The 19365-nt window shown below is 61.5% G+C and carries 19 protein-coding genes; 9 read left to right on the plus strand and 10 right to left on the minus strand.

Features of this window, described 5'->3' with window-relative positions; all coding sequences use genetic code 11:
• Positions 1–309 precede the first annotated feature (309 nt).
• The gene (locus tag ACZRJ6_RS04915) at positions 310–1554 is read left to right on the plus strand and encodes an MFS transporter (RefSeq protein WP_149410771.1); all 1245 of its coding nucleotides are present in this window, start codon (positions 310–312) and stop codon (positions 1552–1554) included.
• On the opposite strand, the gene ACZRJ6_RS04920 is transcribed toward ACZRJ6_RS04915, so the two are convergent.
• The 4 genes from ACZRJ6_RS04920 to ACZRJ6_RS04935 form a co-directional block, all read right to left on the minus strand.
• Positions 1551–3734, minus strand: a complete 2184-nt coding sequence (locus ACZRJ6_RS04920; RefSeq protein ID WP_463967286.1) for a xanthine dehydrogenase family protein molybdopterin-binding subunit — start codon at positions 3732–3734, stop codon at positions 1551–1553. The two genes, ACZRJ6_RS04915 and ACZRJ6_RS04920, sit on opposite strands and share 4 nt — an antisense overlap.
• Complete coding sequence (locus ACZRJ6_RS04925) at positions 3731–4720, minus strand: FAD binding domain-containing protein (RefSeq protein ID WP_463967287.1); 990 nt, start codon at positions 4718–4720, stop codon at positions 3731–3733. Before ACZRJ6_RS04925 ends, ACZRJ6_RS04920 begins: the two co-directional genes overlap by 4 nt.
• A complete protein-coding gene (locus tag ACZRJ6_RS04930) occupies positions 4717–5241 on the minus strand; it encodes a (2Fe-2S)-binding protein (RefSeq protein WP_463967288.1) in 525 nt (174 codons plus the stop codon). Before ACZRJ6_RS04930 ends, ACZRJ6_RS04925 begins: the two co-directional genes overlap by 4 nt.
• A 103-nt stretch (positions 5242–5344) precedes the next feature.
• On the minus strand, positions 5345–5791 hold the full coding sequence (locus tag ACZRJ6_RS04935; protein WP_463967289.1) for a DUF4879 domain-containing protein: 447 nt from the start codon (positions 5789–5791) through the stop codon (positions 5345–5347).
• Positions 5792–6001: 210 nt separating this feature from the next.
• On the opposite strand from ACZRJ6_RS04935, the gene ACZRJ6_RS04940 reads away from it, so the two are divergent.
• Together ACZRJ6_RS04940 and trmA are read left to right on the plus strand one after the other, a co-directional pair.
• Complete coding sequence (locus ACZRJ6_RS04940; protein ID WP_149410766.1) at positions 6002–7297, plus strand: NCS2 family permease; 1296 nt, start codon at positions 6002–6004, stop codon at positions 7295–7297.
• Positions 7294–8373: a tRNA (uridine(54)-C5)-methyltransferase TrmA gene (gene trmA / locus ACZRJ6_RS04945; protein ID WP_463967290.1), complete on the plus strand. Its 1080-nt coding sequence runs from the start codon at positions 7294–7296 to the stop codon at positions 8371–8373. Before ACZRJ6_RS04940 ends, trmA begins: the two co-directional genes overlap by 4 nt.
• A gap of 56 nt (positions 8374–8429) precedes the next feature.
• On the opposite strand, the gene ACZRJ6_RS04950 is transcribed toward trmA, so the two are convergent.
• Positions 8430–9308 (minus strand): DMT family transporter, encoded by an 879-nt coding sequence (locus tag ACZRJ6_RS04950; RefSeq protein WP_463967291.1) that lies wholly within the window; start codon positions 9306–9308, stop codon positions 8430–8432.
• 194 nt (positions 9309–9502) lie between these two features.
• Between ACZRJ6_RS04950 and ACZRJ6_RS04955 the strand changes: the two genes are divergently transcribed.
• From ACZRJ6_RS04955 to ACZRJ6_RS04965, 3 genes are all read left to right on the plus strand, one after another.
• Positions 9503–9928 (plus strand): hypothetical protein, encoded by a 426-nt coding sequence (locus ACZRJ6_RS04955; protein WP_463967292.1) that lies wholly within the window; start codon positions 9503–9505, stop codon positions 9926–9928.
• A gap of 94 nt (positions 9929–10022) precedes the next feature.
• Positions 10023–10910, plus strand: coding sequence for a KPN_02809 family neutral zinc metallopeptidase (gene ypfJ / locus ACZRJ6_RS04960; protein ID WP_463967293.1), 888 nt, complete (start codon positions 10023–10025; stop codon positions 10908–10910).
• The gene (locus tag ACZRJ6_RS04965; protein ID WP_463967294.1) at positions 10911–11885 is read left to right on the plus strand and encodes an alpha/beta hydrolase; all 975 of its coding nucleotides are present in this window, start codon (positions 10911–10913) and stop codon (positions 11883–11885) included. It begins immediately after the preceding gene.
• A gap of 6 nt (positions 11886–11891) precedes the next feature.
• Here the strand turns inward: ACZRJ6_RS04965 and ACZRJ6_RS04970 are convergent, their stop codons facing one another.
• The 3 genes from ACZRJ6_RS04970 to ACZRJ6_RS04980 all read right to left on the minus strand — a co-directional run bounded on the left by ACZRJ6_RS04970 (position 11892) and on the right by ACZRJ6_RS04980 (position 13999).
• Positions 11892–12485, minus strand: a complete 594-nt coding sequence (locus tag ACZRJ6_RS04970; RefSeq protein WP_463967295.1) for an HAD family hydrolase — start codon at positions 12483–12485, stop codon at positions 11892–11894.
• Positions 12482–13351 (minus strand): acyl-CoA thioesterase II, encoded by an 870-nt coding sequence (tesB, locus tag ACZRJ6_RS04975; protein ID WP_463967296.1) that lies wholly within the window; start codon positions 13349–13351, stop codon positions 12482–12484. Before tesB ends, ACZRJ6_RS04970 begins: the two co-directional genes overlap by 4 nt.
• A 78-nt stretch (positions 13352–13429) precedes the next feature.
• The gene (locus ACZRJ6_RS04980) at positions 13430–13999 is read right to left on the minus strand and encodes a GNAT family N-acetyltransferase (protein WP_463967297.1); all 570 of its coding nucleotides are present in this window, start codon (positions 13997–13999) and stop codon (positions 13430–13432) included.
• A gap of 75 nt (positions 14000–14074) precedes the next feature.
• Here ACZRJ6_RS04980 and ACZRJ6_RS04985 point away from each other — a divergent pair, with 75 nt between their 5' ends.
• Positions 14075–14995 (plus strand): histone deacetylase, encoded by a 921-nt coding sequence (locus ACZRJ6_RS04985; RefSeq protein ID WP_133100029.1) that lies wholly within the window; start codon positions 14075–14077, stop codon positions 14993–14995.
• 172 nt (positions 14996–15167) lie between these two features.
• Positions 15168–16403, plus strand: coding sequence for a TIGR03862 family flavoprotein (locus ACZRJ6_RS04990; protein ID WP_463967298.1), 1236 nt, complete (start codon positions 15168–15170; stop codon positions 16401–16403).
• Between the two features lie 42 nt (positions 16404–16445).
• On the opposite strand, the gene ACZRJ6_RS04995 is transcribed toward ACZRJ6_RS04990, so the two are convergent.
• Positions 16446–17777 carry a DEAD/DEAH box helicase gene (locus ACZRJ6_RS04995; RefSeq protein ID WP_463967299.1) on the minus strand — a complete coding sequence of 444 codons (1332 nt, stop codon included), beginning with the start codon at positions 17775–17777 and terminating at the stop codon, positions 16446–16448.
• A 48-nt stretch (positions 17778–17825) separates the two neighbouring features.
• Complete coding sequence (yedA, locus tag ACZRJ6_RS05000) at positions 17826–18722, minus strand: drug/metabolite exporter YedA (RefSeq protein ID WP_463967300.1); 897 nt, start codon at positions 18720–18722, stop codon at positions 17826–17828.
• A 160-nt stretch (positions 18723–18882) separates the two neighbouring features.
• Between yedA and ACZRJ6_RS05005 the strand changes: the two genes are divergently transcribed.
• Positions 18883–19344, plus strand: coding sequence for an Lrp/AsnC family transcriptional regulator (locus tag ACZRJ6_RS05005; protein ID WP_133100033.1), 462 nt, complete (start codon positions 18883–18885; stop codon positions 19342–19344).
• Positions 19345–19365 lie beyond the last annotated feature (21 nt).

Here is a 19365-nt window from a genome sequence, read left to right on the forward strand (position 1 = left end):
CTGGGGCCTGCACCCACTGCCCCCACGGATATGGAGTGTGGCGAATTGCAATTCGTTCTTTTTATAACTGACCACGTAGGGATTCTGGCCTGAAGGCCGCCAGATCAACGCCTGAAAAGGCATTGATCTGGATCAAGCATCGCTGAAAGAGTAGTCCCATTTTCGGCGCTGGACTGTGTGGCCTTTTGCCGCGTGACAGGTTGCCTCACTGAAATAGATGTCTTGCTAAGGACATTTCCACTCCTGCAACTATTTGTTACAGCTTGATGCTAATCTTGCCTGTCCCCCGAGCCCAGACCTGTCTTCCCGATGCCCAGTGAGCCCGCGTTGCTATTACGTCATCATCGCCCTTTCATCGCGTTCTGGCTGGCGCGGATCTTTACCGCCAGCGGCTTCCAGATGCTCACCGTGGCCATCGGCTGGAACCTCTACCAACTGACTGGCAATGTGCTGGACCTGGGGTTGGTGGGCTTGGTCGAGTTCATCCCCCGCGTGCTGTTCATGCTGCACACCGGCCATGTTGCCGACCGCTATGAACGGCGCAAGGTCGCCGCCATCTGCCAGACGCTGCAGGCGCTGATCGCCCTGTCCCTGGCCATCGCCAGCCTGAACGGCAGTGTCACCCGCGAGATGATCTTTATCCTCGCCTTCCTGCTCGGTGCGGCACGCTCCTTTGAGATGCCCACCACCCAGGCGCTGCTACCGAGCATCGTGCCCAGCGCGTTATTTCCCCGTGCGGTGGCGGCGTCGCAGTCGGCGCAGCAATCAGCCACCATCGTCGCCCCGGCCCTCGGTGGTCTGCTGTATGCCTTCGGCAGCGCCTGGGTGTATGGCCCAACGGTGTTGCTGTACCTGATTGCCTGCGTGCTGACCCTCAACCTGCCGGCCCGGCAGACGCCGCTCAACAAAGCCAAGGCGACCATGGACTCGTTGCTGGCCGGGATTCGCTTTATCCGCAGTCGCCCGGACATTCTCGGGGCGATATCCCTGGATCTGTTCGCCGTGCTGCTGGGCGGCGCGACCGCGTTACTGCCGGTGTTCGCCAAGGACATCCTGCTGACCGGAGCCTGGGGCCTTGGGCTACTGCGTTCGGCGCCAGCGGTGGGAGCACTGCTGATGTCATTGTGGCTGGCGCGGTTTGCAGTGGACCGCCACGTCGGTCGTATCATGTTTACCGCCGTCGGCGTGTTTGGCGTGGCGACCATTGCCTTCGGCCTGTCCACCTCGTTCTGGTTCTCCATGGCGGTGCTGGTGGTACTGGGCGCGGCGGACATGATCAGCATGGTGATCCGCGCCTCCTTCGTACAACTGGAAACCCCCGATGAAATGCGCGGCCGGGTCAGCGCCGTCAACGGGCTGTTTATCGGCGCCTCCAATCAGTTGGGCGAGTTTGAGTCCGGCGTCACCGCCCACTGGCTGGGCACAGTGCCCGCCGTGGTCATGGGCGGGATCGGCACGCTGGTGGTGACCGGGGTCTGGATCAAATTGTTCCCAACCCTGGCCAACCGCGACCGCATGCACACGCCGGCACCGGTAGAAGACACCAAGGTTTAAAGCACCTTGTCGAGGGTGATGGGGAAGTCCCGCACCCGCTTGCCGGTGGCGTGATAGATGGCATTGGCCACCGCCGCCGCTACGCCGACAATGCCAATCTCACCCACGCCCTTGGAACCCAGGGCGTTGACGATCTCGTCATGCTCTTCGACAAACAGCACGTCAATCTCGCCGATATCAGCGTTTACCGGAATGAGGTACTCGGCCAGGCTGTGGTTCATGTAGCGCCCCAGTTGATGGTCGATCTGGGTTTCTTCGTGCAAGGCCATGCCGATGCCCCAGACCACACCGCCGAGGATCTGGCTGCGGGCCATTTTCGGATTGACCACACGCCCGGCAGCGATTGCGCTGACCACGCGACTGACCTTGATGGTGCCCAGGTCCTCGTCCACCCGCACCTCGACGAAAACCGCCGAATGGGTGGCCGTGGCATAGCCCTCGCGCTTTTTATCCGGCTCGCTGTCGACCTGCACTTCCAGCGCCTGCTCACCACTGTCGCGCACCAGTTGCGCCAGGGAAACACGTTGCTCGCCAGCATATAATTGACCGTTTTCAAAGCGGACGGACTCGGCATCCTTGAACACCGGATAGGTCTTGCGGGCAATATTGAGCAGCTTTTCATTCAGCGCCTCACAGGCTTGCTGCACGGCAGTGCCCACCGAAGACACGGTAAACGAACCGCCCTGCAACGGCGCCGGCGGCAGTGACGAGTCGCCAAGAATAAAACTTACGTTCTCCATGGCAACGCCGCTGGCCTGGGCGGCAATTTGCGTCATGACCGTGTAGGTGCCGGTGCCGATATCGGTGGTGGCGCTACTGACGGTGAGCTTGCCGTCATGATCGATCCGCGCCTTGGCGCTCGCTTTCATTTGCAGGGCCTCCCAGACGCCGCCAGCCATGCCCCAGCCGATCAGTTGGCGACCGTCACGCATGCTGCGCGGTTCGGGGTTGCGCCGGCTCCAGCCGAAGCGCTCGGCGCCTTCGCGGTAGCACTCGCGCAAGGCTTTGCTGGACCAGGGCTTGTCTTCATTCTGGTTGCGCTCGGCGTAGTTGATCAGGCGCAGTTGCACCGGGTCGATGGCCAGGGCGCAGGCCACTTCGTCCATGGCGCATTCCAGGCCGATCACACCAAGAGCCGCGCCGGGAGCACGCATGTCCAGCGGGGTGAAGACGTCCAGCGGCACCAGCTTGTAGGTCAGTTGCACGTTGTCGCAGTGATAGAGCATGCCGCTCCATTCCACCACGTGCTCGCTGAAATCCTCGAACCGTGAGGTCTGGCCGATGGCCGTGTGACCGAGGGCGAGCAGCCGACCATTGGCAGCTGCGCCCATTTGCAGACGCTGCAAGGTGCATGGGCGATAGCCGAAGGTGAACATCTGTTGGCGGGTCAGGGTTACCCGCACCGAACGCTTGAGGGCCAGCGCCGCCATCACCGCCAGGGGCAGTTGATACTGCGGGCGCAAGCCGGAACCGAACGCACCGCCGACGAACGCAGCAAAGATCCGCACCTGGCTTTTGTCCAGGCCGAAGACTTTTTGCACATAGGCCTGGCAGTTCTGCGGGCCTTGGGTCTTGTCGTGGATATGCAGCGTGCCGTCCGGCTGGTACAGCACGGTGCTGGCGTGGGGTTCCATCGGGTTGTGGTGTTCGATCGGGGTGCTGTAATGCAAGTCCAGACTGATGGCGGCACCGGCCCATTCGGCCTGGAAGTTACCCCGTGGCTTGGGCGGTGTTTGCGGGGACGGGTGTGCCTGCTCTTGCACGGCGAGCAGGTCAGTCTCGGCGGCTTCGGCTTGATACTCGATGGTCACGAGGGAGCCGGCATATCGCGCCAGTTCCAGATTATCGGCGATCACCAGGGCCAACGGTTGGCCGCTGTACAGCACACGGTCGTTGTACAGCGGGCGAAATGGCGAGCCGTCGGCAGCATCGGCGTCGGCGTAGCTGTCGTCGTAGCTGGCCAGCTTCGGGCGGTTGAGGTGATCGAGCACCATCACCACTCCCGGCAGCGCCAAGGCCTTTGAGACGTCGATGCGCAGCACCCGGCCCCTGGCGACAGTGCTGGAGACTACGCTGGCGTGAAGCAGGCCATCTTCGCGGAACTCACCGGCATAACGCGCCTGGCCGGTGACCTTGAGTAGACCGTCGACCCGGTCCAACGGTTTGCCGATAGCACTCATGGGCGAGCTCCTGCGACGGCGGCATCGCTCAAGGCGCGGATAATCGCGCGGCGTGCCAGTTTGATCTTGAAGCCGTTGTGCTCCAAAGGCTCGGCGTCCTGGAGCATGGTGTCGGCGGCGGCGCTGAAGGTTTCACGGCTTACCGACTGGCCGATCAACGTGGCCTCCACCGCACGGTCACGCCAGGGTTTGTGGGCGACACCGCCCAGGGACAGGCGCGCATCGCGGATCACTTCGCCATCCAGTTCCAGCGCGGCGGCCACAGACACCAGGGCAAAGGCGTAAGAAGCGCGGTCGCGAATTTTCAGGTAGTGGCTGTGGGCGGCCAGGTTATCGGCGGGTAACTCAATGGCGGTGATCAATTCGTCGTCGGCCAGTTGGTTGTCGCGCTGAGGCGCATCGCCAGGCAACCGGTGGAAATCAGCGAACTCGATGATTCGCGCCCCGCCGCGCCCTTGCACATGCACCCTGGCTTCAAGGGCGGCCAGGGCCACGCACATGTCCGAAGGATGGGTGGCCACGCACTGGTCGCTGGCGCCGAGGATCGCGTGAATGCGGTTCAAGCCCTCCCGCGCCGGGCAGCCGCTGCCGGGTTTGCGCTTGTTGCAGGGCACGGCGACGTCATAGAAGTAGTAGCAACGGGTGCGCTGCAGCAGGTTGCCGCCGGTGCTCGCCATATTGCGCAATTGCGGTGACGCTCCAGCGAGGATCGCTTGGGATAACAGCGGGTAGCGCTGTTCGATCAAGGGGTGCCAGGCCAGGTCGGCGTTGCTCACCAAGGCGCCGATCATCACCCCGCCTTCGGCTGTTTCTTCGACCTGGCGTAATGGCAGGCCGGTGATGTCGATCAGATGTTCGGGATGGCTGATGTTCTCCTTCATCAAGTCCAGCAGGTTGGTGCCACCGGCAATGAACCGCGACGTTGCGCTGCCCAGAGCTACGGCGGCCTGCACGTCGGCCGGCTTGCTGTAGTGGAAGGGATTCATTGCTCACCTCCCTGCTGGCGACAGGCCGGCAAGGCCTCTTCGATGGCGTCACGGATATTGTTGTAGGCGCCGCAGCGGCACAGGTTGCCACTCATTAATTCCTGGATCTGCGCGGTGTCGTGAGCCCGCCCTTCCCGGGCCAGGCCCACTGCCGAACAGATCTGGCCGGGTGTGCAGTAGCCACACTGGAAGGCATCGTGCTTGATGAAGGCCCGTTGCATCGGGTGCAGCTCTTCGTCGTCGGCCAGGCCTTCAATGGTGGTCAACTCGGCACCGTCGCACATCACCGCCAGCGTCAAGCAGGCGTTGACCCGCTTGCCGTTGAGCAACACGGTGCAGGCGCCGCACTGGCCGTGGTCGCAACCCTTTTTGCTGCCGGTCAGGTCCAGTTGCTCGCGCAAAAGATCCAGCAGGGTGGTCCAGGGCAAGACGTCCAATTGCCGGACTTGGCGGTTGAGAGTCAGGTGTATCGGATGACTGACGAACGGCTTGGCCGCAGCAAAGATAGGAGTCGCGCTCATAAACACCTCACGGTTGGTGTGCATTCGCGGCGTTCTGGGAAGTCGCCGTCTTAGCGGTACGACTTCGGGGAGTTATGAGCGTTCAAGGGAAGTGATGGGTGGATCAGCGAATAGAGAGCACGGTACTCAAGGTATTGCGCGGCACGTTAATCGACGTGTTGCTGTACTGGAACGAGCCCTGGGCCCGGACGTCCAGATCAAACACATACACATAACCCATCAGCACACCCGCCCCGCCGCAGGCCTGGCTGATGGAACCGACCTGGCACACTGCCGTGCTTTGGCCCGAAAGCCGTGCGCCATCGAAAGACGCCACGGCGTTGTTGCCAATACCCACTTCCATCACATACACCTTGGTAGGCCCACGATGAGCACACTGTCGCGTGCTGTCAGCCTGTTCGGGGATGACTTCCGTGCAATTGGCCGACTCGACCTTGAACACCCGCACCTCGCTCAAGGCCGGTGCAGGCGCGCCCCATGCAGGTGCCGAACCCAGCCACAAGCTGATACAAGCGAACAGGGCTAGACTCCAGGCGTTGGTTTTTTTCATGCTGTCGATGACTCTCTACTAAACGTCGGCGCAGTATGCCTCAGGCCTATAACAAGCAAAACCATACCCGAGCGCCACTGAGCCTCCGCGGCTGGTATGATGCGCCGCTTTTTCCGATCCTCTGTAGAAAACACGCGGCGCCTGGCGCAGTTTGTGCTTTGACTTTGAGGTCAATAAATTACGGCGCCGAATGCGCCACAGGGAGCAGGCATGCTGGAAAAGCTGTTTCAACTCAAGGCACACAACACCAACGTGCGCACCGAGATTCTCGCGGGCATCACGACCTTTCTGGCCATGGCCTACATTCTGTTCGTCAACCCGAGCATTCTCGGCGAGACCGGCATGGACAAGGGCGCGGTGTTTGTCGCCACCTGCCTGGCGGCGGCCATCGGTTCGACCGTGATGGGCCTGATCGCCAACTACCCGATTGCCTTGGCACCGGGCATGGGCCTGAACGCCTTCTTTACCTACACCGTGGTCATCCACCAGGGCCACACCTGGCAAGTGGCGCTGGGGGCGGTGTTCATTTCGGCGGTGCTGTTTTTCCTGCTGTCGATCTTCCGCATCCGCGAGTGGATCATCAACGCCATCCCTCTGCCCCTACGTTCGGCGATTGCCGCTGGCATCGGCCTGTTCCTGGCGCTGATTGCCCTGCACAACGCCGAAATCGTCGTGAGCAACCAGGCAACCATGGTGGGCCTGGGTGATCTGTCAAAACCGGCACCGATTCTCGCCGCTCTCGGTTTCGCGCTTATCGTCGCGCTGGAAGCCCTGAAAGTGCGCGGCGCCGTACTGATCGGCATTCTGGTGGTGACTGTCGCCTCTATCCTGCTGGGCGTCACCCCGTTTGGCGGCGTAACTTCGATGCCACCGTCCCTGGCCCCGACCTTCCTGCAACTGGACATCGCCGGTGCCCTGGATGTCGCCCTGATAAGCGTGATCTTTGCCTTCCTGTTCGTCGACCTGTTCGACAACTCCGGCACCCTGATCGGCGTCGCCAAGCGCGCAGGACTCATGGGCAAGGACGGCCACATGCCGAAAATGGGCCGCGCGTTGATCGCTGACAGCACCGCGGCCATGGCCGGCTCCCTGCTGGGCACCTCGACCACCACCAGTTATATCGAATCGGCAGCGGGCGTCAGCGCTGGTGGCCGGACCGGTTTGACCGCCGTTGTGGTCGCGATTCTGTTCCTGCTGGCGCTGTTCTTCTCGCCACTGGCGGCCAGCGTACCGGCCTTCGCCACCGCGCCAGCATTGCTGTTCGTCGCGGTGCTGATGACCTCAGGCCTGGCGGAAATCGACTGGGACGACATCACCGTCGCCGCACCCGTGGTGATCACTGCCCTGGCGATGCCTTTCACTTACTCCATCGCCAACGGCATCGCCTTCGGTTTCATCGCCTGGACTGTCATCAAGCTGCTCTCGGGCCGCTACCGTGAGCTGAACCCGGCGCTGGTGATTCTGTCGATTCTGTTCGTGATCAAGCTAGGCTGGTTCCCCGCATGACTTTTGACGCCGCAAGCTACGCCCTGCAACTGGACGAAAAGGTCGCGCGCCTGCGTGACCTGCTCGCGCCTTTTGATGCGCCAGAGCCGCAGGTTTTCGACTCGCCATTGCAGAACTTCCGCCTGCGCGCCGAATTCCGCCTGTGGCGCGAAGAAGGTGAGCGCCACTACGCGATGTTCTCCCAGGACGACAAGCGCACGCCGATCCTCATCGAACAATTTCCCATCGCCAGCCTGCGCATCAACCAGTTGATGCCGCAACTCAAGGCTGCCTGGCAAGCCAGCGCCGCCTTGAGTCACAAGCTGTTCCAAGTGGAGTTCCTCACCACACTGGCGGGCGATGCGATGATCACCCTGTGCTATCACCGCCCGCTGGACGAGCATTGGCACACCGCTGCCAACAAGCTGGCCGCTGAACTGAATGTCAGCATCATCGGTCGTTCCAAGGGCAAGCGCGATGTGATCGGTCGTGATTACGTGGTGGAAAAACTGGACGTCGGCGGTCGCACCTTCAGCTACCGTCAACCGGAAGGCGCCTTCACCCAGCCCAACGGCACAGTGAACCAGAAAATGCTCAACTGGGCGTATGAAGCCCTGGGCGATCGCAGCGATGACCTGCTGGAGTTGTACTGCGGCAACGGCAACTTCACCCTGCCGCTGGCAACCCGCGTGCGCAAGGTGCTGGCCACCGAGATCAGCAAAGCCTCGGTCAATGCCGCGCTGAGCAACCTCGACGAGAACGCAGTGGGTAACGTCACCCTGGTGCGTTTGTCCGCCGAAGAACTGACCGAAGCGTTGAACGAAGTGCGGCCGTTTCGCCGTCTGCACGGCATCGACCTCAAGAGCTACGAATTCGGCAGCGTATTCGTCGACCCGCCGCGCGCCGGCATGGACCCGGACACCTGCGAACTGACCCGGCGCTTCGAGAACATCCTGTATATCTCGTGCAACCCCGAAACGCTGGCGGCAAACATCGCGCAATTGCACGACACGCACCGCATTACCCGCTGTGCATTGTTTGACCAGTTCCCGTGGACGCACCATATGGAATCGGGTGTGCTGTTGACCCGGCGGTAAGCCCGCCTGTGGCGAGGACGCCACGCAAGATCCCTGTCGTCGACGCCTGACTCGACCTACCTGCGCCGCTGCTGCCATGCAGCGGCCAGGCCACTCAAGCAGATCACTCCGATGCCGACCACCGTGGTCAGGGTTGGGGTATGTTCGAACACCAGCCAGCCCAACAATCCTGCAAAGACGATCTGGCAATAGCCGAACGGCGCCAGCAAGGCCGGTGCCGCCACGCGGAAAGCCTTGGTCAGCATCAGGTGCGCAGTCATCCCGCAGGTTCCCAGCGCCAACATCAATACACCGTGCCACCAGGTCGGGATCTGCCAGAAGAACGGCACCAATGCGCTCATCACCAGGGTGTTGCACAGACCGGCGAAGAAGTTACTGGTGGTCGGGCTGTCGTACTGGCTGAGGATGCGGGTGAGCAGTTGATAGAAGCAGAAAAACAGCGCAGAGCACAGCGGCAGCAACACCGCAGGGGTGAACAGATCACCGCCCGGGTGAACGATGATCAGCACCCCGACAAAACCGCAAATCACCGCCAGCCACTGGCCGCGAGTCACGTGCTCGCCCAGCAGGGGCACCGACAAGGCAGTCACCAGGATCGGCGCCAGGAAGTTGACCGCCGTTGCCTCGGCCAAGGGAATGAAATGCAGGGCCGAGGTGAAAAACAAACTGGTGCCCAATAAGCACAACGCGCGCGCCACCTGCAGCCACGGCCTTTTGCTGCGCAGTACCCGCAAGCCCGATTGTGGCAGGAAGATCCCGGCCATCAGCAAGGTATGCACCATGTAGCGGGCCCACACCACCATCACGATCGGATAAAACCCCGCCAGGTATTTGGACAGGGCGTCGTGGCTGGAGAACAGAAAAGTCGCCACCACAATCAGCAAAATGCCTTTGAGGGGATGGTTGACGCCGGAAAGTGGAGTACTGAGGGTCATTGAGTTCCCTTGAATGACAGGCTGAGATGACCGCCGCACACCGCGGCACTCAACCCGGTAATCTAGAGCCTGGCGTGCATCTGCTCCAAGAGCATAACCAAACACTGTTCGAACAGCGCACTAAATTGCCGGAATCAAGTCCAACGCTCCACGCCAACCCACCATTGCGCGTTTTTTAACCAAGGCCCTCTAAAATGAAAAAAACACTCTTCATCCTCTCGACACTTATCTTGCTCAGCGCCTGCGACAAAGAAGCCCCTGACACAAAAGTCGCCAATAAAACCCCTCCGGCGTCCGTGCAAGCCACGCTGGTGCCGGAAACGTTGCCCACCGATAAATGGGTCGGCAAATGGGTTGGCGTAGAAGGCCTGAGCCTGACCATCACCAAGGACGATAGCATCGGTCGCGGACATTACGTGCTGACCATGAAATACGGGCTAGACGCCGATTCCTCCGGGACCTTCAAGGGCGAGGCGGCCGATGATGGCATCACCTTTGCCCGCCCGGACGGCCCACAGATCCTGCGTGCCGGCGACGGTGCAGCCACTGGCATGAAATGGCTGGCCGATAAAAAGGACTGCCTGGTGGTCAATACCGGCGAAGGCTATTGCCGCCAGTAACACCTTTGGGCTTTGATAGCGTCAGACCGCCGGACTGGCGCCAACCCGACTCACCAACAACACTGATCTGCACGCTCATCAAGAGGATTGCCACATGCTATGGAAAAAAGGCCGACGCAGCGACAACGTGGTGGATGCCCGCGATGGCAGCGGCGGCGGTGGGGGCATGCGTTTTGGTGGCGGCAAGGGCTTGAGCCTCACGGCCATTGTGCTGATCGTCGGCATCGGCTGGCTGACCGGCCAGGACCCGATGCAGATCCTCGGCCAACTCAGCGGCCAGCTCACCGAGCAAGCGCCCTCAGTCAGCCCGCAAACGCGCCAGGCTCCACCGGCCAATGACGAACAGGCCGACTTCGTCCGCGCCGTATTGGGCGATACCGAAGACACCTGGGCCCAGGTGTTCCAGGAAAACGGCCTGGCCTACAAGAATCCCAAATTGATCCTGTTTCGTGGCCGGGTGAATTCCGCCTGCGGTGGCGCCACGTCTGCCAGCGGCCCGTTCTATTGCCCGGCCGACCAGCAGGTCTACCTGGACCTGGACTTCTTCCGGGAAATGTCCCAGCGCTTCAAGGCTGCCGGCGACTTCGCCCAAGCCTACGTGATCGCTCACGAAATCGGACACCATGTGCAGACCTTGCTGGGCATCTCGTCGAAGATCCAGGCCGCGCGACAACAAGGCCGGCAGATGGAAGGCGACGGCGGCCTGCTGGTGCGCCAGGAGCTGCAAGCCGACTGCTTTGCTGGCGTGTGGGCCAACCACGCGCAGAAGCGCCTGAACTGGCTGGAACCCGGCGACATCGAAGAAGCGCTGAACGCGGCCAATGCCATCGGCGATGACCGTTTGCAACAACAGGGCCAAGGCCGTGTAGTCCCTGACTCCTTCACCCACGGCACCTCGGCACAACGGGTCCGCTGGTTCAAGACCGGCTTTGCCCAGGGCCAGATCACTCAATGCGACACCTTCACCGCCAAGAGTCTTTAAATGAATAAACGATTGGGGTTGCTGCTGGGTTTGTTGATGACATGCACCTCCACCTGGGCCGCCGAACATGGGGTCAAGGTGATCAGCCCCGATCGGTTTCACCTGGATGCTGGCGACCTCAGTGTTGGCCTGAGCCAGGACTGGCGCCAGCCGCTACCGCAGGTGACTCGCGCACTGATCATCGTCCATGGTCGGCTGCGCAACGCCCAGACGTACCTGCAAAGCGCTGAAAAGGCCGCTGAGCATGCAGGACAAAGCGCCAACACCCTGGTGCTTGCACCGCAGTTTCTCAATGAGTCCGACGTCAAGCGCAACCAACTGGACAACCAGGTCCTGCGCTGGCACGGCAATGACTGGATGGCCGGAGAGCCGTCGGTTGGCCCCCGCCACATCAGCTCCTACGGGGTGTTGGACCAGATCATCAAGCACTTGGGCAACCGCAAGCTGTTCCCGGCCCTGAAGGAAATCGTAGTGGCCGGGCATTCCGGCGGCGGCCAGGTAGTGCAGCGCTTTGCCTTGACCGGTCACGATCATCCGGCCCTGCAAAGCACCGGAATCAGCCTGCGTTATGTGATCGCCAACCCATCGTCCTACGCCTACTTCACGGCGCAACGCCCAGTGAAGTTCGACCCGGCCAGTTGCCCCGGTTTCAATGACTGGAAATACGGCATGCAAAACCTGCCGGCCTACGCCAAAGGGCAACGTGCCAAGCAGTTGGAGCAGGCTTACGTGAAACGCAATATCACCTATCTGTTGGGCCAGAACGATACCGACCCCAACCACCCGGCGCTGGACAAGAGCTGCGCCGCCGAGACCCAGGGCGCGTACCGCCTGATTCGCGGGCACAATTATTTCGACTACCTCAAGCAGCGCCATCCACAGTTGGGTCACACGCTGATTGAAGTGCCTGGGGTGGGGCATAACGGGGATGGGATGTTTACGTCGCCTGAGGGGCAGGCGGTGTTGTTCAGGTAGGAGCGGTCAGGCCTTAATCATCCGGCGCAAAACCCCACAATCCTCGGCATGCCAATCCGCCAACTCTGGCCACGGATTATCCGGCAGGTTGACCAGCACGGTCCTGGTCCCTGCCGCACGACCGCAATCCAGGTCGAAGCGGTAATCGCCCACCATCACCATCTCGCCGGGAGATACGTCCCAGGCCTCGGCCAGTTTCAACAAGCCGCCTGGATCGGGCTTGGGCGGTGCATCATCACGGCCCAGCACATCTTCCACGGCAAAGCAGTCCGCCAAGCCGATGGCTTGCAACGTCACATGGGCCAACTCACGGGCATTGCGAGTCAGGATGCCCAGACGACAACCCCGTTCAGCCAATTCCCGTACCAGCGCCACCGCACCCTCGGCCGCCACGGAACCGAGCGCCAACTCCCGCTCGTGCTCCAGCAACCAGGCGTGCTTGGCGGCCGCGATATCAGCCGGCAACGCCGTCAGGTGAGTAAGGATGTCTTCGGTCGCAGGAATACCCAGCGCCACACGGATCGCAGCAAAGTCATGCACCGCAACCGTAAGGGTGCCGTCCATGTCGAACACCCAATGCTTAATCTCAGCCAGGCTCATGCCCAATCCTTGCGATGACGAATCAGACCTTCCTGTGTCACCGACGCCACCAACTGGCCGGCGCGGTTGTACACGCTGCCACGGGAGAAACCTCGAGAATTGCCGGCCCACGGGCTATCCATGGCGTAAAGCAACCAGTCATCAGCACGCAGGTCGGCGTGGAACCACAGCGCATGGTCGAGACTGGCGACTTGCATGTCTTTCTGCCACACCGTTTTACCGTGGGGCAGCAACGAAGTGGTCAGCAGGCCAAAGTCCGAGGCATAGGCCAGCAGGTATTTGTGCAGCGCCGGCGAATCGGCCAGGGCGCCGTCGGCGCGAAACCACACGTACTTGATCGGGTCGCAGGGCTGCGGGTTATAGGGGTCTTTCTCGGTCACCGGCCGCACTTCGATGGGCTTGGGGCACAGCAACTTCTCGCGCATGTGTTCGGGGATCAGGTGCGCGCGCTGCTGGGTCAACTCCAGCTCCGAGGGCAAATTTTCCGGGCCAACCACCACGGGCATCGACGTCTGGTGCTCGAAGCCTTCCTCGTCGTACTGGAACGAGGCGCTGGCAGTGAAGATCGGGTTGCCCTTCTGGATCGCCGTCACCCGCCGCGTACTGAAGCTGCCGCCATCACGCACCCGGTCGACCTGGTAGACCACCGGTAACGAGGCATCTCCAGGACGCAGGAAATAGCCGTGCAGGGAATGCACATGCCGCGTTTCTTCAACAGTTTGGCTGGCGGCCGACAGCGATTGGCCCAGCACTTGGCCGCCGAACAGCTGGCGAAAGCCCAGGTCCTGGCTGCGGCCGCGAAAGAGGTTCTCCTCGATCTGCTCCAGGGTCAGCAAGTCGACCAGATCTTCCAACACTTGGCTCATTCAAACTCTCCTCACACAGAGCAATGCCGCGCAGTCTTGGCTGCGGCGGTCGATAACATTCAGCATCGGGCGGCCTGCTTATCCATGCAGCGTATCCAACCATTGGGTGCGGGTGATGCGGTACAACACATGATGACGCAGTGGATCATCCCCTGCGACCTTGGGGTGCTCAAAATCCGCCGAGCGATCGTACTGCATGCCGATGGCCTGCATGACTTTCTGCGACGGCAAATTGGCCTGGGTGGTGAAAGCGACAATCTCATCGAGATTCAGCCGGTCGAAACCACAACGCAACGCCGTCCAGGCTGCTTCGCTGGCATAGCCCAAGCCCCAATGTTCGCGGGCCAGGCGCCAGCCGATCTCCACTGCTGGGGTGAAGTTGGCGTCAAAGCCGACATTCAACAACCCGGTAAGGCCGATAAATTCGCCACTGTCCTTGCGCTGCAACGCCCACAGGCCAAAGCCGTATTCGGCAAAATGGCCACGAATGCGCCCGATCAGCGCGGCGCTTTCCAGGCGGCTCAAGGTGGCCGGAAAATAGCGCATCACCTGCGGGTCGGCGCACATGCGCGCAAACTCCGGCAAATCGGCGTCGCTCCATTGGCGCAACACCAGCCGTGCACTTTCCAACGCCAGTATCGGCTCCATCGCTCCCCTCCCCTGCCATGTGCGTAAGTGTAACGCGCTGGTAAGATCCGTCGCTGGTTCCCGTCAGAAAATGCCATGCCTTTGCCACTGATCTACCACGACGACTACAGCCCAGAGTTCCCGGCGGACCACCGCTTTCCCATGGATAAATTCCGCCTGCTGCGCGATCACTTGGTGGACAGCGGCCTGACCCTGGACAGCCAATTGCTGCGCCCCGAACTGTGCCCTCCCGAGATCCTCGCCCTGGCCCATGAACCTGGGTATATCGAACGTTACATGAGCGGCGAACTGTCCCGCGAAGACCAACGACGCCTCGGTCTACCCTGGAGCGAAGCCCTGGCCCGGCGTACCGTGCGCGCGGTGGGCGGCTCGCTGCTGGCCGCCGAACAAGCCCTGGAACACGGGCTGGCCTGTCATCTGGCGGGTGGCACTCACCACGCCCACTACGATTACCCGGCAGGCTTTTGCATCTTCAATGACCTGGCGGTAATCAGCCGTTACCTACTGGAAAGTGGTCGGGTGAGCCGGGTATTGATCTTCGACTGCGACGTGCACCAGGGCGACGGCACCGCCCGCATCCTGCACGACACTCCAGACGCAATCACCGTGTCCCTACACTGTGAAAAAAACTTCCCGGCGCGCAAGGCCCATAGCGATTGGGATATCCCGCTGCCCATGGGCATGGGCGATAGCGACTACCTCAAAGTGGTCGACGATGCCCTCAACTACCTGCTGCCCCTCTACCAACCCGACCTTGTTCTGTACGACGCCGGCGTCGATGTGCACAAGGACGACGCCCTCGGTTACCTCAAGCTGACAGACCAAGGCGTGGCTGCCCGCGATGAAAGCGTGATGCGCCATTGCCTTGGCCGCGACATCCCGGTGGTCGGCGTAATCGGCGGTGGCTACAGCAAGGATCGCCCTGCCCTGGCCCGCCGCCACGGCATTTTGCACCACAGTGCCCAGCGGGTGTGGACGTCATCAGGCTGTCATTGAGATGTGCGCGTTACCCACAATGCCTGTGGAACTGCCTGTGGATAACCTGAGTGAAAGCGTCTGTAAGCGAGAAAACCCATAGCCTGCAGGGAACTGTACGTTTTTTGATCAGGCAGTATTGCTGTCCTCGGGTAGAATGCTCGGCTTACTTCGCCGAACCGTAGTCACTCCCATGCCTCAGACCCAAACCCAGTCTCCACACGTCATCATCATCGGCGGCGGCCCTGCCGGGCTGATGGCTGCCGAAGTGCTGAGCCAGGCCGGGGTCAAGGTCGATCTGTATGACGGTATGCCGTCGGTGGGCCGCAAGTTCCTGCTGGCGGGCGTGGGAGGCATGAACATCACCCATTCCGAGGCCTACCCGGCATTTTTGTCACGCTATGCCGAACGGGCACCGCATATGGCGCCATTGCTGCGTCAGTTCGGTGCCGAGGCGTTGTGTGAATGGATTCATGGGTTGGGCATTCAAACCTTTGTCGGCAGTTCTGGCAGGGTGTTTCCTACCGACATGAAAGCCGCCCCGCTGCTGCGGGCCTGGCTCAAGCGTTTGCGCGACAACGGGGTAGTTATCCACACCCGCCATCGCTGGTTGGGCTGGAACGCCGACGGCAGTTTGCTTATCCACAGCCCCGAGGGCGACCAAAACCTGCGCAGCGACGCGGTGCTGCTGGCCTTGGGCGGCGGCAGTTGGTCGCGGCTGGGCTCCGACGGTGCATGGCTCAAGCTGCTGGAAGATAAAGGCATCCCCTACGCCCCCTTGCAACCGAGCAACTGCGGTTTCGAGGTGTCCGCCTGGAGCGAGTTGATGGTCAGTAAATTCGCTGGTGCGCCGTTGAAAAACGTCGCCATCGGGCTGGCGGATGACAAGCCTCGCCTTGGGGAATGCGTGATCACCGCCACAGGTATCGAAGGCAGCCTGATCTACGCGCTGTCGGCACCAATTCGTGAGGCGATCAATCACGATGGCTCAGCCACGGTGCATATCGATCTGCTGCCGAGCAAGCCGTTGGACAAGGTCCAGGCGGCGCTGGCCAAGCCTCGCGGATCACGGTCGATGAGCAAGCATTTGCACAGCCAACTCGGGCTGGACGGGGTGAAAGCCGCGCTATTGCGCGAGCTGGCAGCCGCCGAGCAGTTTGCCGATCCAACGCAGTTGGCACTCGCCATCAAGGCGCTGCCCCTGACGCTGGTGAAAGCCCGGCCCATGGACGAAGCCATCAGCACCGCTGGCGGCGTGCCGTTTGAAGTGCTGGATGAACGGCTGATGCTCAAGCAACTGCCAGGGGTATTTTGCGCAGGGGAAATGCTGGACTGGGAAGCGCCGACGGGCGGCTATCTGCTGACGGGGTGTTTTGCCAGTGGGCGGGCGGCTGGGCGGGGTATTCTGGAGTGGTTGCAGGCTAGCTGATTACTTGTGGCGAGGGGGCTTGCCCCCTCGCCACAGTGACCTTTACTTCTTCTTACGCGGCCCGGTATTAAACACAGGCACCTTGCGCACCGGCTTGAGCGAAGGCGGCGCCACCGACACTTCCCCACTCTCCACCCACTTGCCCAGGTTGCGCTTGCTGCCACCGGACGTCTTGGGTTTCTTCGGCTTTTTCGGTTTCTTCACCACTTGGCCACTGGCATCGGTGTCCGGCACGCGGTGCTCTGGCTCGAAGTCTTGCTCCATGTGGCGAGTCAGGGTCTGGCGAGTCAACATCTCGATGGCCGACAGCATGTTCACTTCATCGGCACACACCAGGGAAATCGCCTCACCGGTGTTGCCCGCACGACCGGTACGGCCGATGCGGTGGATGTAATCCTCGGCAACGATTGGCAGGTCAAAGTTGACCACCATCGGCAAGTCTTCAATGTCCAGGCCTCGGGCCGCCACATCGGTGGCCACCAGGATCTGCACTTCGCTGGCCTTGAAGCGGTCCAGCGCACGCTGGCGGGTTGCCTGAGGCTTGTCGCCATGGATACCGTCGGCGTTGATGCCCAGGCCCTGGAGTTTTTCCACCAACTCGTCCACGCCTTTGCGGGTCTTGGCGAACACCAGCACCTGCTTCCACTTGCCCTTGCGCATCAAATGCACGAACAACTCGGCCTTGCGCTTCTTGTCCACCGGCACCACCCATTGCTTGACGGTGTTGGCGGCGACGTTGCGCGGGCTGACTTCGATGCTCAGCGGGTCGTTGAGCATCTGCCCAGCCAGCAGGCGGATATCATCGGAGAAGGTCGCGGAAAACAGCAGGGTCTGGCGCTTTTTCGGCAGCACGCGGTAGATGTTCGACAGTTCTTCGGAGAAGCCCAGGTCGAGCATGCGGTCGGCTTCATCCAGCACCAGGGTTTGCAGCTGGCTGAACTTCAGCGCTTTCTGGCGGAACAAATCCAGCAAGCGGCCCGGCGTGGCCACCAGTACGTCGACACCTTTGCGCAGCTTCATCATCTGCGGGTTGATGCTGACGCCGCCGTACACCGCGTAAGTGCTCAGCGGCAGGTTTTCTGCGTACTGTGCAACGCTTGCGTGAACCTGCTCGGCCAGCTCGCGCGTTGGCACCAGGATCAGCGCGCGCACCGAGTTGGCGCTGACTTTTGGCCCTTCCATCGTCAGCAGCTGCAACAGCGGCACGGCGAAACCGGCAGTCTTGCCGGTGCCGGTCTGGGCTGCGGCCATCAGGTCGCGTCCGGCCAGCACCGCCGGAATGGCTTGCGCCTGCACCGGCGTCGGGGTCTGGTAGCCAAGCGTCTCAAGGGCGCGCAGCAAGGGTTCGATCAGGCCAAGGGTGGCGAAAGTCATGGAGGTACCGTAGGAAAAAGTCAGAGCAAGGTCGCAATGCGCCGCAGTTTACCCTAAATCCAGTTTGGGCTTACGCCACTGTGGCAGGCTGATCAGCAGCACGGCGCTGATGATCACCAACATTGCCAGAGCCTCTTCCATACCGATGGTCTCGCCGACAAACACAATCCCCAGCAACACCGCTACCGCAGGGTTGACGTAGGCATAGCTGGTGGCGGCAGCCGGACGCACGTTTTTCAGCAAATACATATAGGCGTTGAAGGCGATGATCGAGCCAAACACGGTCAAGTAAGCCAAGGCCAGCCAACCTTCCACCGGCGGCATCGCTTCCAGGTGTTCACCCTTGAGCGCGCTACCGATCAACAGCACCACCCCGGCGATCAGCATTTCCGCCGCGCTGGCCATGCCGCCCTGGGGCAGCGGCAAGTGCTTGCTCCACACCGAACCGAAAGCCCAGGCGGCCGCAGCGAAAATCAACAAGGCGGCGCCGCTCGGGCTCGATTGCAGGTTCGAGCCCATGTTGAGCATGGCGATGCCGATAATCCCCAGCGCCACCCCGGCCCACTCCAGACGGGTATTACGCGCGCCCCAGAAATAACCGCAGAGCAGAGTAAACAAAGGCACCGTCGCCACCGCCAGCGCCGCGACCCCGGAGGCCACGCCCGTGTGCTCGGCGACACTGACCGCGCCGTTGCCGAAGGTCAGCAGCAAGATGCCGATCTTGCCGGCAGCCTTCCACTGTACCCAGGTCGGTGCTGGCACCCCACGCCAGCGCAAAAAGCCATACATCAAGGCGCCCGCCGTGACGAAACGAATCCCGGCCAGCAACAGCGGCGGCCAGTACTCAACACCGATACGAATCACCAGGTAGGTGGAACCCCAGATCACATACAGCGCAAAAAAAGCGGCAATCAACGGTAAGGGAAAGCGACGTGGGCCAGGCATGGGGTAGCTCTAACGCAGGGCAAGGGAGGTTTATTCTAAAAAAGCCGGGAATTAAACATAAGTTACAAAACCTGTTTAAAGCGCCCATACACTTTTCAAAGCATGGTTATCAGCGCTATAAACCATGCTTTCGAAAGCCACGCCTTACCAGAGCCTTATCATGGATAGATACGACCGCATGCTCCTCAGCGCTCTGCTGGAGGATGGCCGCGCCACCTACGCGCAACTGGCCCGCACCGTAAACCTCTCCGCCCCCGCCGTCGCCGAGCGCGTGGCCAAGCTGGAAGCCAGTGGCGTGATCACCGGCTACCAGGCCAAGGTCGACCTGTCCAAGGTGGGCCTGCCGATCCAATGCGTGATCGAACTGCGCCTGACCAACCACGGCAGCCAAAAGGTCTACGACGCCCTGGGCAAAATCCCCGAACTGACCGAATGCCACCGCGTCACCGGCGACCCGTGCGTGATCATGCAAGCGGCGGTGGGCTCGATGCCGGAGCTGGAAAACCTGATCAACCGCATCGCCCAATTCGGCTTCAGCAAGACGTCGATCATCCTGTCCAGCGCGATAGAGCGGCGGGTACCGTTGGGGCAGTTGGAAGGGAATGGGAAGAATGGGGGCTGAGCAGTAAAGATCGCCAGTGTG

Source organism: Pseudomonas sp. C321, from assembly GCF_055407105.1.

Coding starts and splice junctions, on each gene's coding strand:
- ACZRJ6_RS04915 (WP_149410771.1), top strand. CDS start 310: ATGCCCAGTGAGCCCGCGTTGCTATTACGTCATCATCGCCCTTTCATC.
- ACZRJ6_RS04920 (WP_463967286.1), bottom strand. CDS start 3,734: ATGAGTGCTATCGGCAAACCGTTGGACCGGGTCGACGGTCTACTCAAG.
- ACZRJ6_RS04925 (WP_463967287.1), bottom strand. CDS start 4,720: ATGAATCCCTTCCACTACAGCAAGCCGGCCGACGTGCAGGCCGCCGTA.
- ACZRJ6_RS04930 (WP_463967288.1), bottom strand. CDS start 5,241: ATGAGCGCGACTCCTATCTTTGCTGCGGCCAAGCCGTTCGTCAGTCAT.
- ACZRJ6_RS04935 (WP_463967289.1), bottom strand. CDS start 5,791: ATGAAAAAAACCAACGCCTGGAGTCTAGCCCTGTTCGCTTGTATCAGC.
- ACZRJ6_RS04940 (WP_149410766.1), top strand. CDS start 6,002: ATGCTGGAAAAGCTGTTTCAACTCAAGGCACACAACACCAACGTGCGC.
- trmA (WP_463967290.1), top strand. CDS start 7,294: ATGACTTTTGACGCCGCAAGCTACGCCCTGCAACTGGACGAAAAGGTC.
- ACZRJ6_RS04950 (WP_463967291.1), bottom strand. CDS start 9,308: ATGACCCTCAGTACTCCACTTTCCGGCGTCAACCATCCCCTCAAAGGC.
- ACZRJ6_RS04955 (WP_463967292.1), top strand. CDS start 9,503: ATGAAAAAAACACTCTTCATCCTCTCGACACTTATCTTGCTCAGCGCC.
- ypfJ (WP_463967293.1), top strand. CDS start 10,023: ATGCTATGGAAAAAAGGCCGACGCAGCGACAACGTGGTGGATGCCCGC.
- ACZRJ6_RS04965 (WP_463967294.1), top strand. CDS start 10,911: ATGAATAAACGATTGGGGTTGCTGCTGGGTTTGTTGATGACATGCACC.
- ACZRJ6_RS04970 (WP_463967295.1), bottom strand. CDS start 12,485: ATGAGCCTGGCTGAGATTAAGCATTGGGTGTTCGACATGGACGGCACC.
- tesB (WP_463967296.1), bottom strand. CDS start 13,351: ATGAGCCAAGTGTTGGAAGATCTGGTCGACTTGCTGACCCTGGAGCAG.
- ACZRJ6_RS04980 (WP_463967297.1), bottom strand. CDS start 13,999: ATGGAGCCGATACTGGCGTTGGAAAGTGCACGGCTGGTGTTGCGCCAA.
- ACZRJ6_RS04985 (WP_133100029.1), top strand. CDS start 14,075: ATGCCTTTGCCACTGATCTACCACGACGACTACAGCCCAGAGTTCCCG.
- ACZRJ6_RS04990 (WP_463967298.1), top strand. CDS start 15,168: ATGCCTCAGACCCAAACCCAGTCTCCACACGTCATCATCATCGGCGGC.
- ACZRJ6_RS04995 (WP_463967299.1), bottom strand. CDS start 17,777: ATGACTTTCGCCACCCTTGGCCTGATCGAACCCTTGCTGCGCGCCCTT.
- yedA (WP_463967300.1), bottom strand. CDS start 18,722: ATGCCTGGCCCACGTCGCTTTCCCTTACCGTTGATTGCCGCTTTTTTT.
- ACZRJ6_RS05005 (WP_133100033.1), top strand. CDS start 18,883: ATGGATAGATACGACCGCATGCTCCTCAGCGCTCTGCTGGAGGATGGC.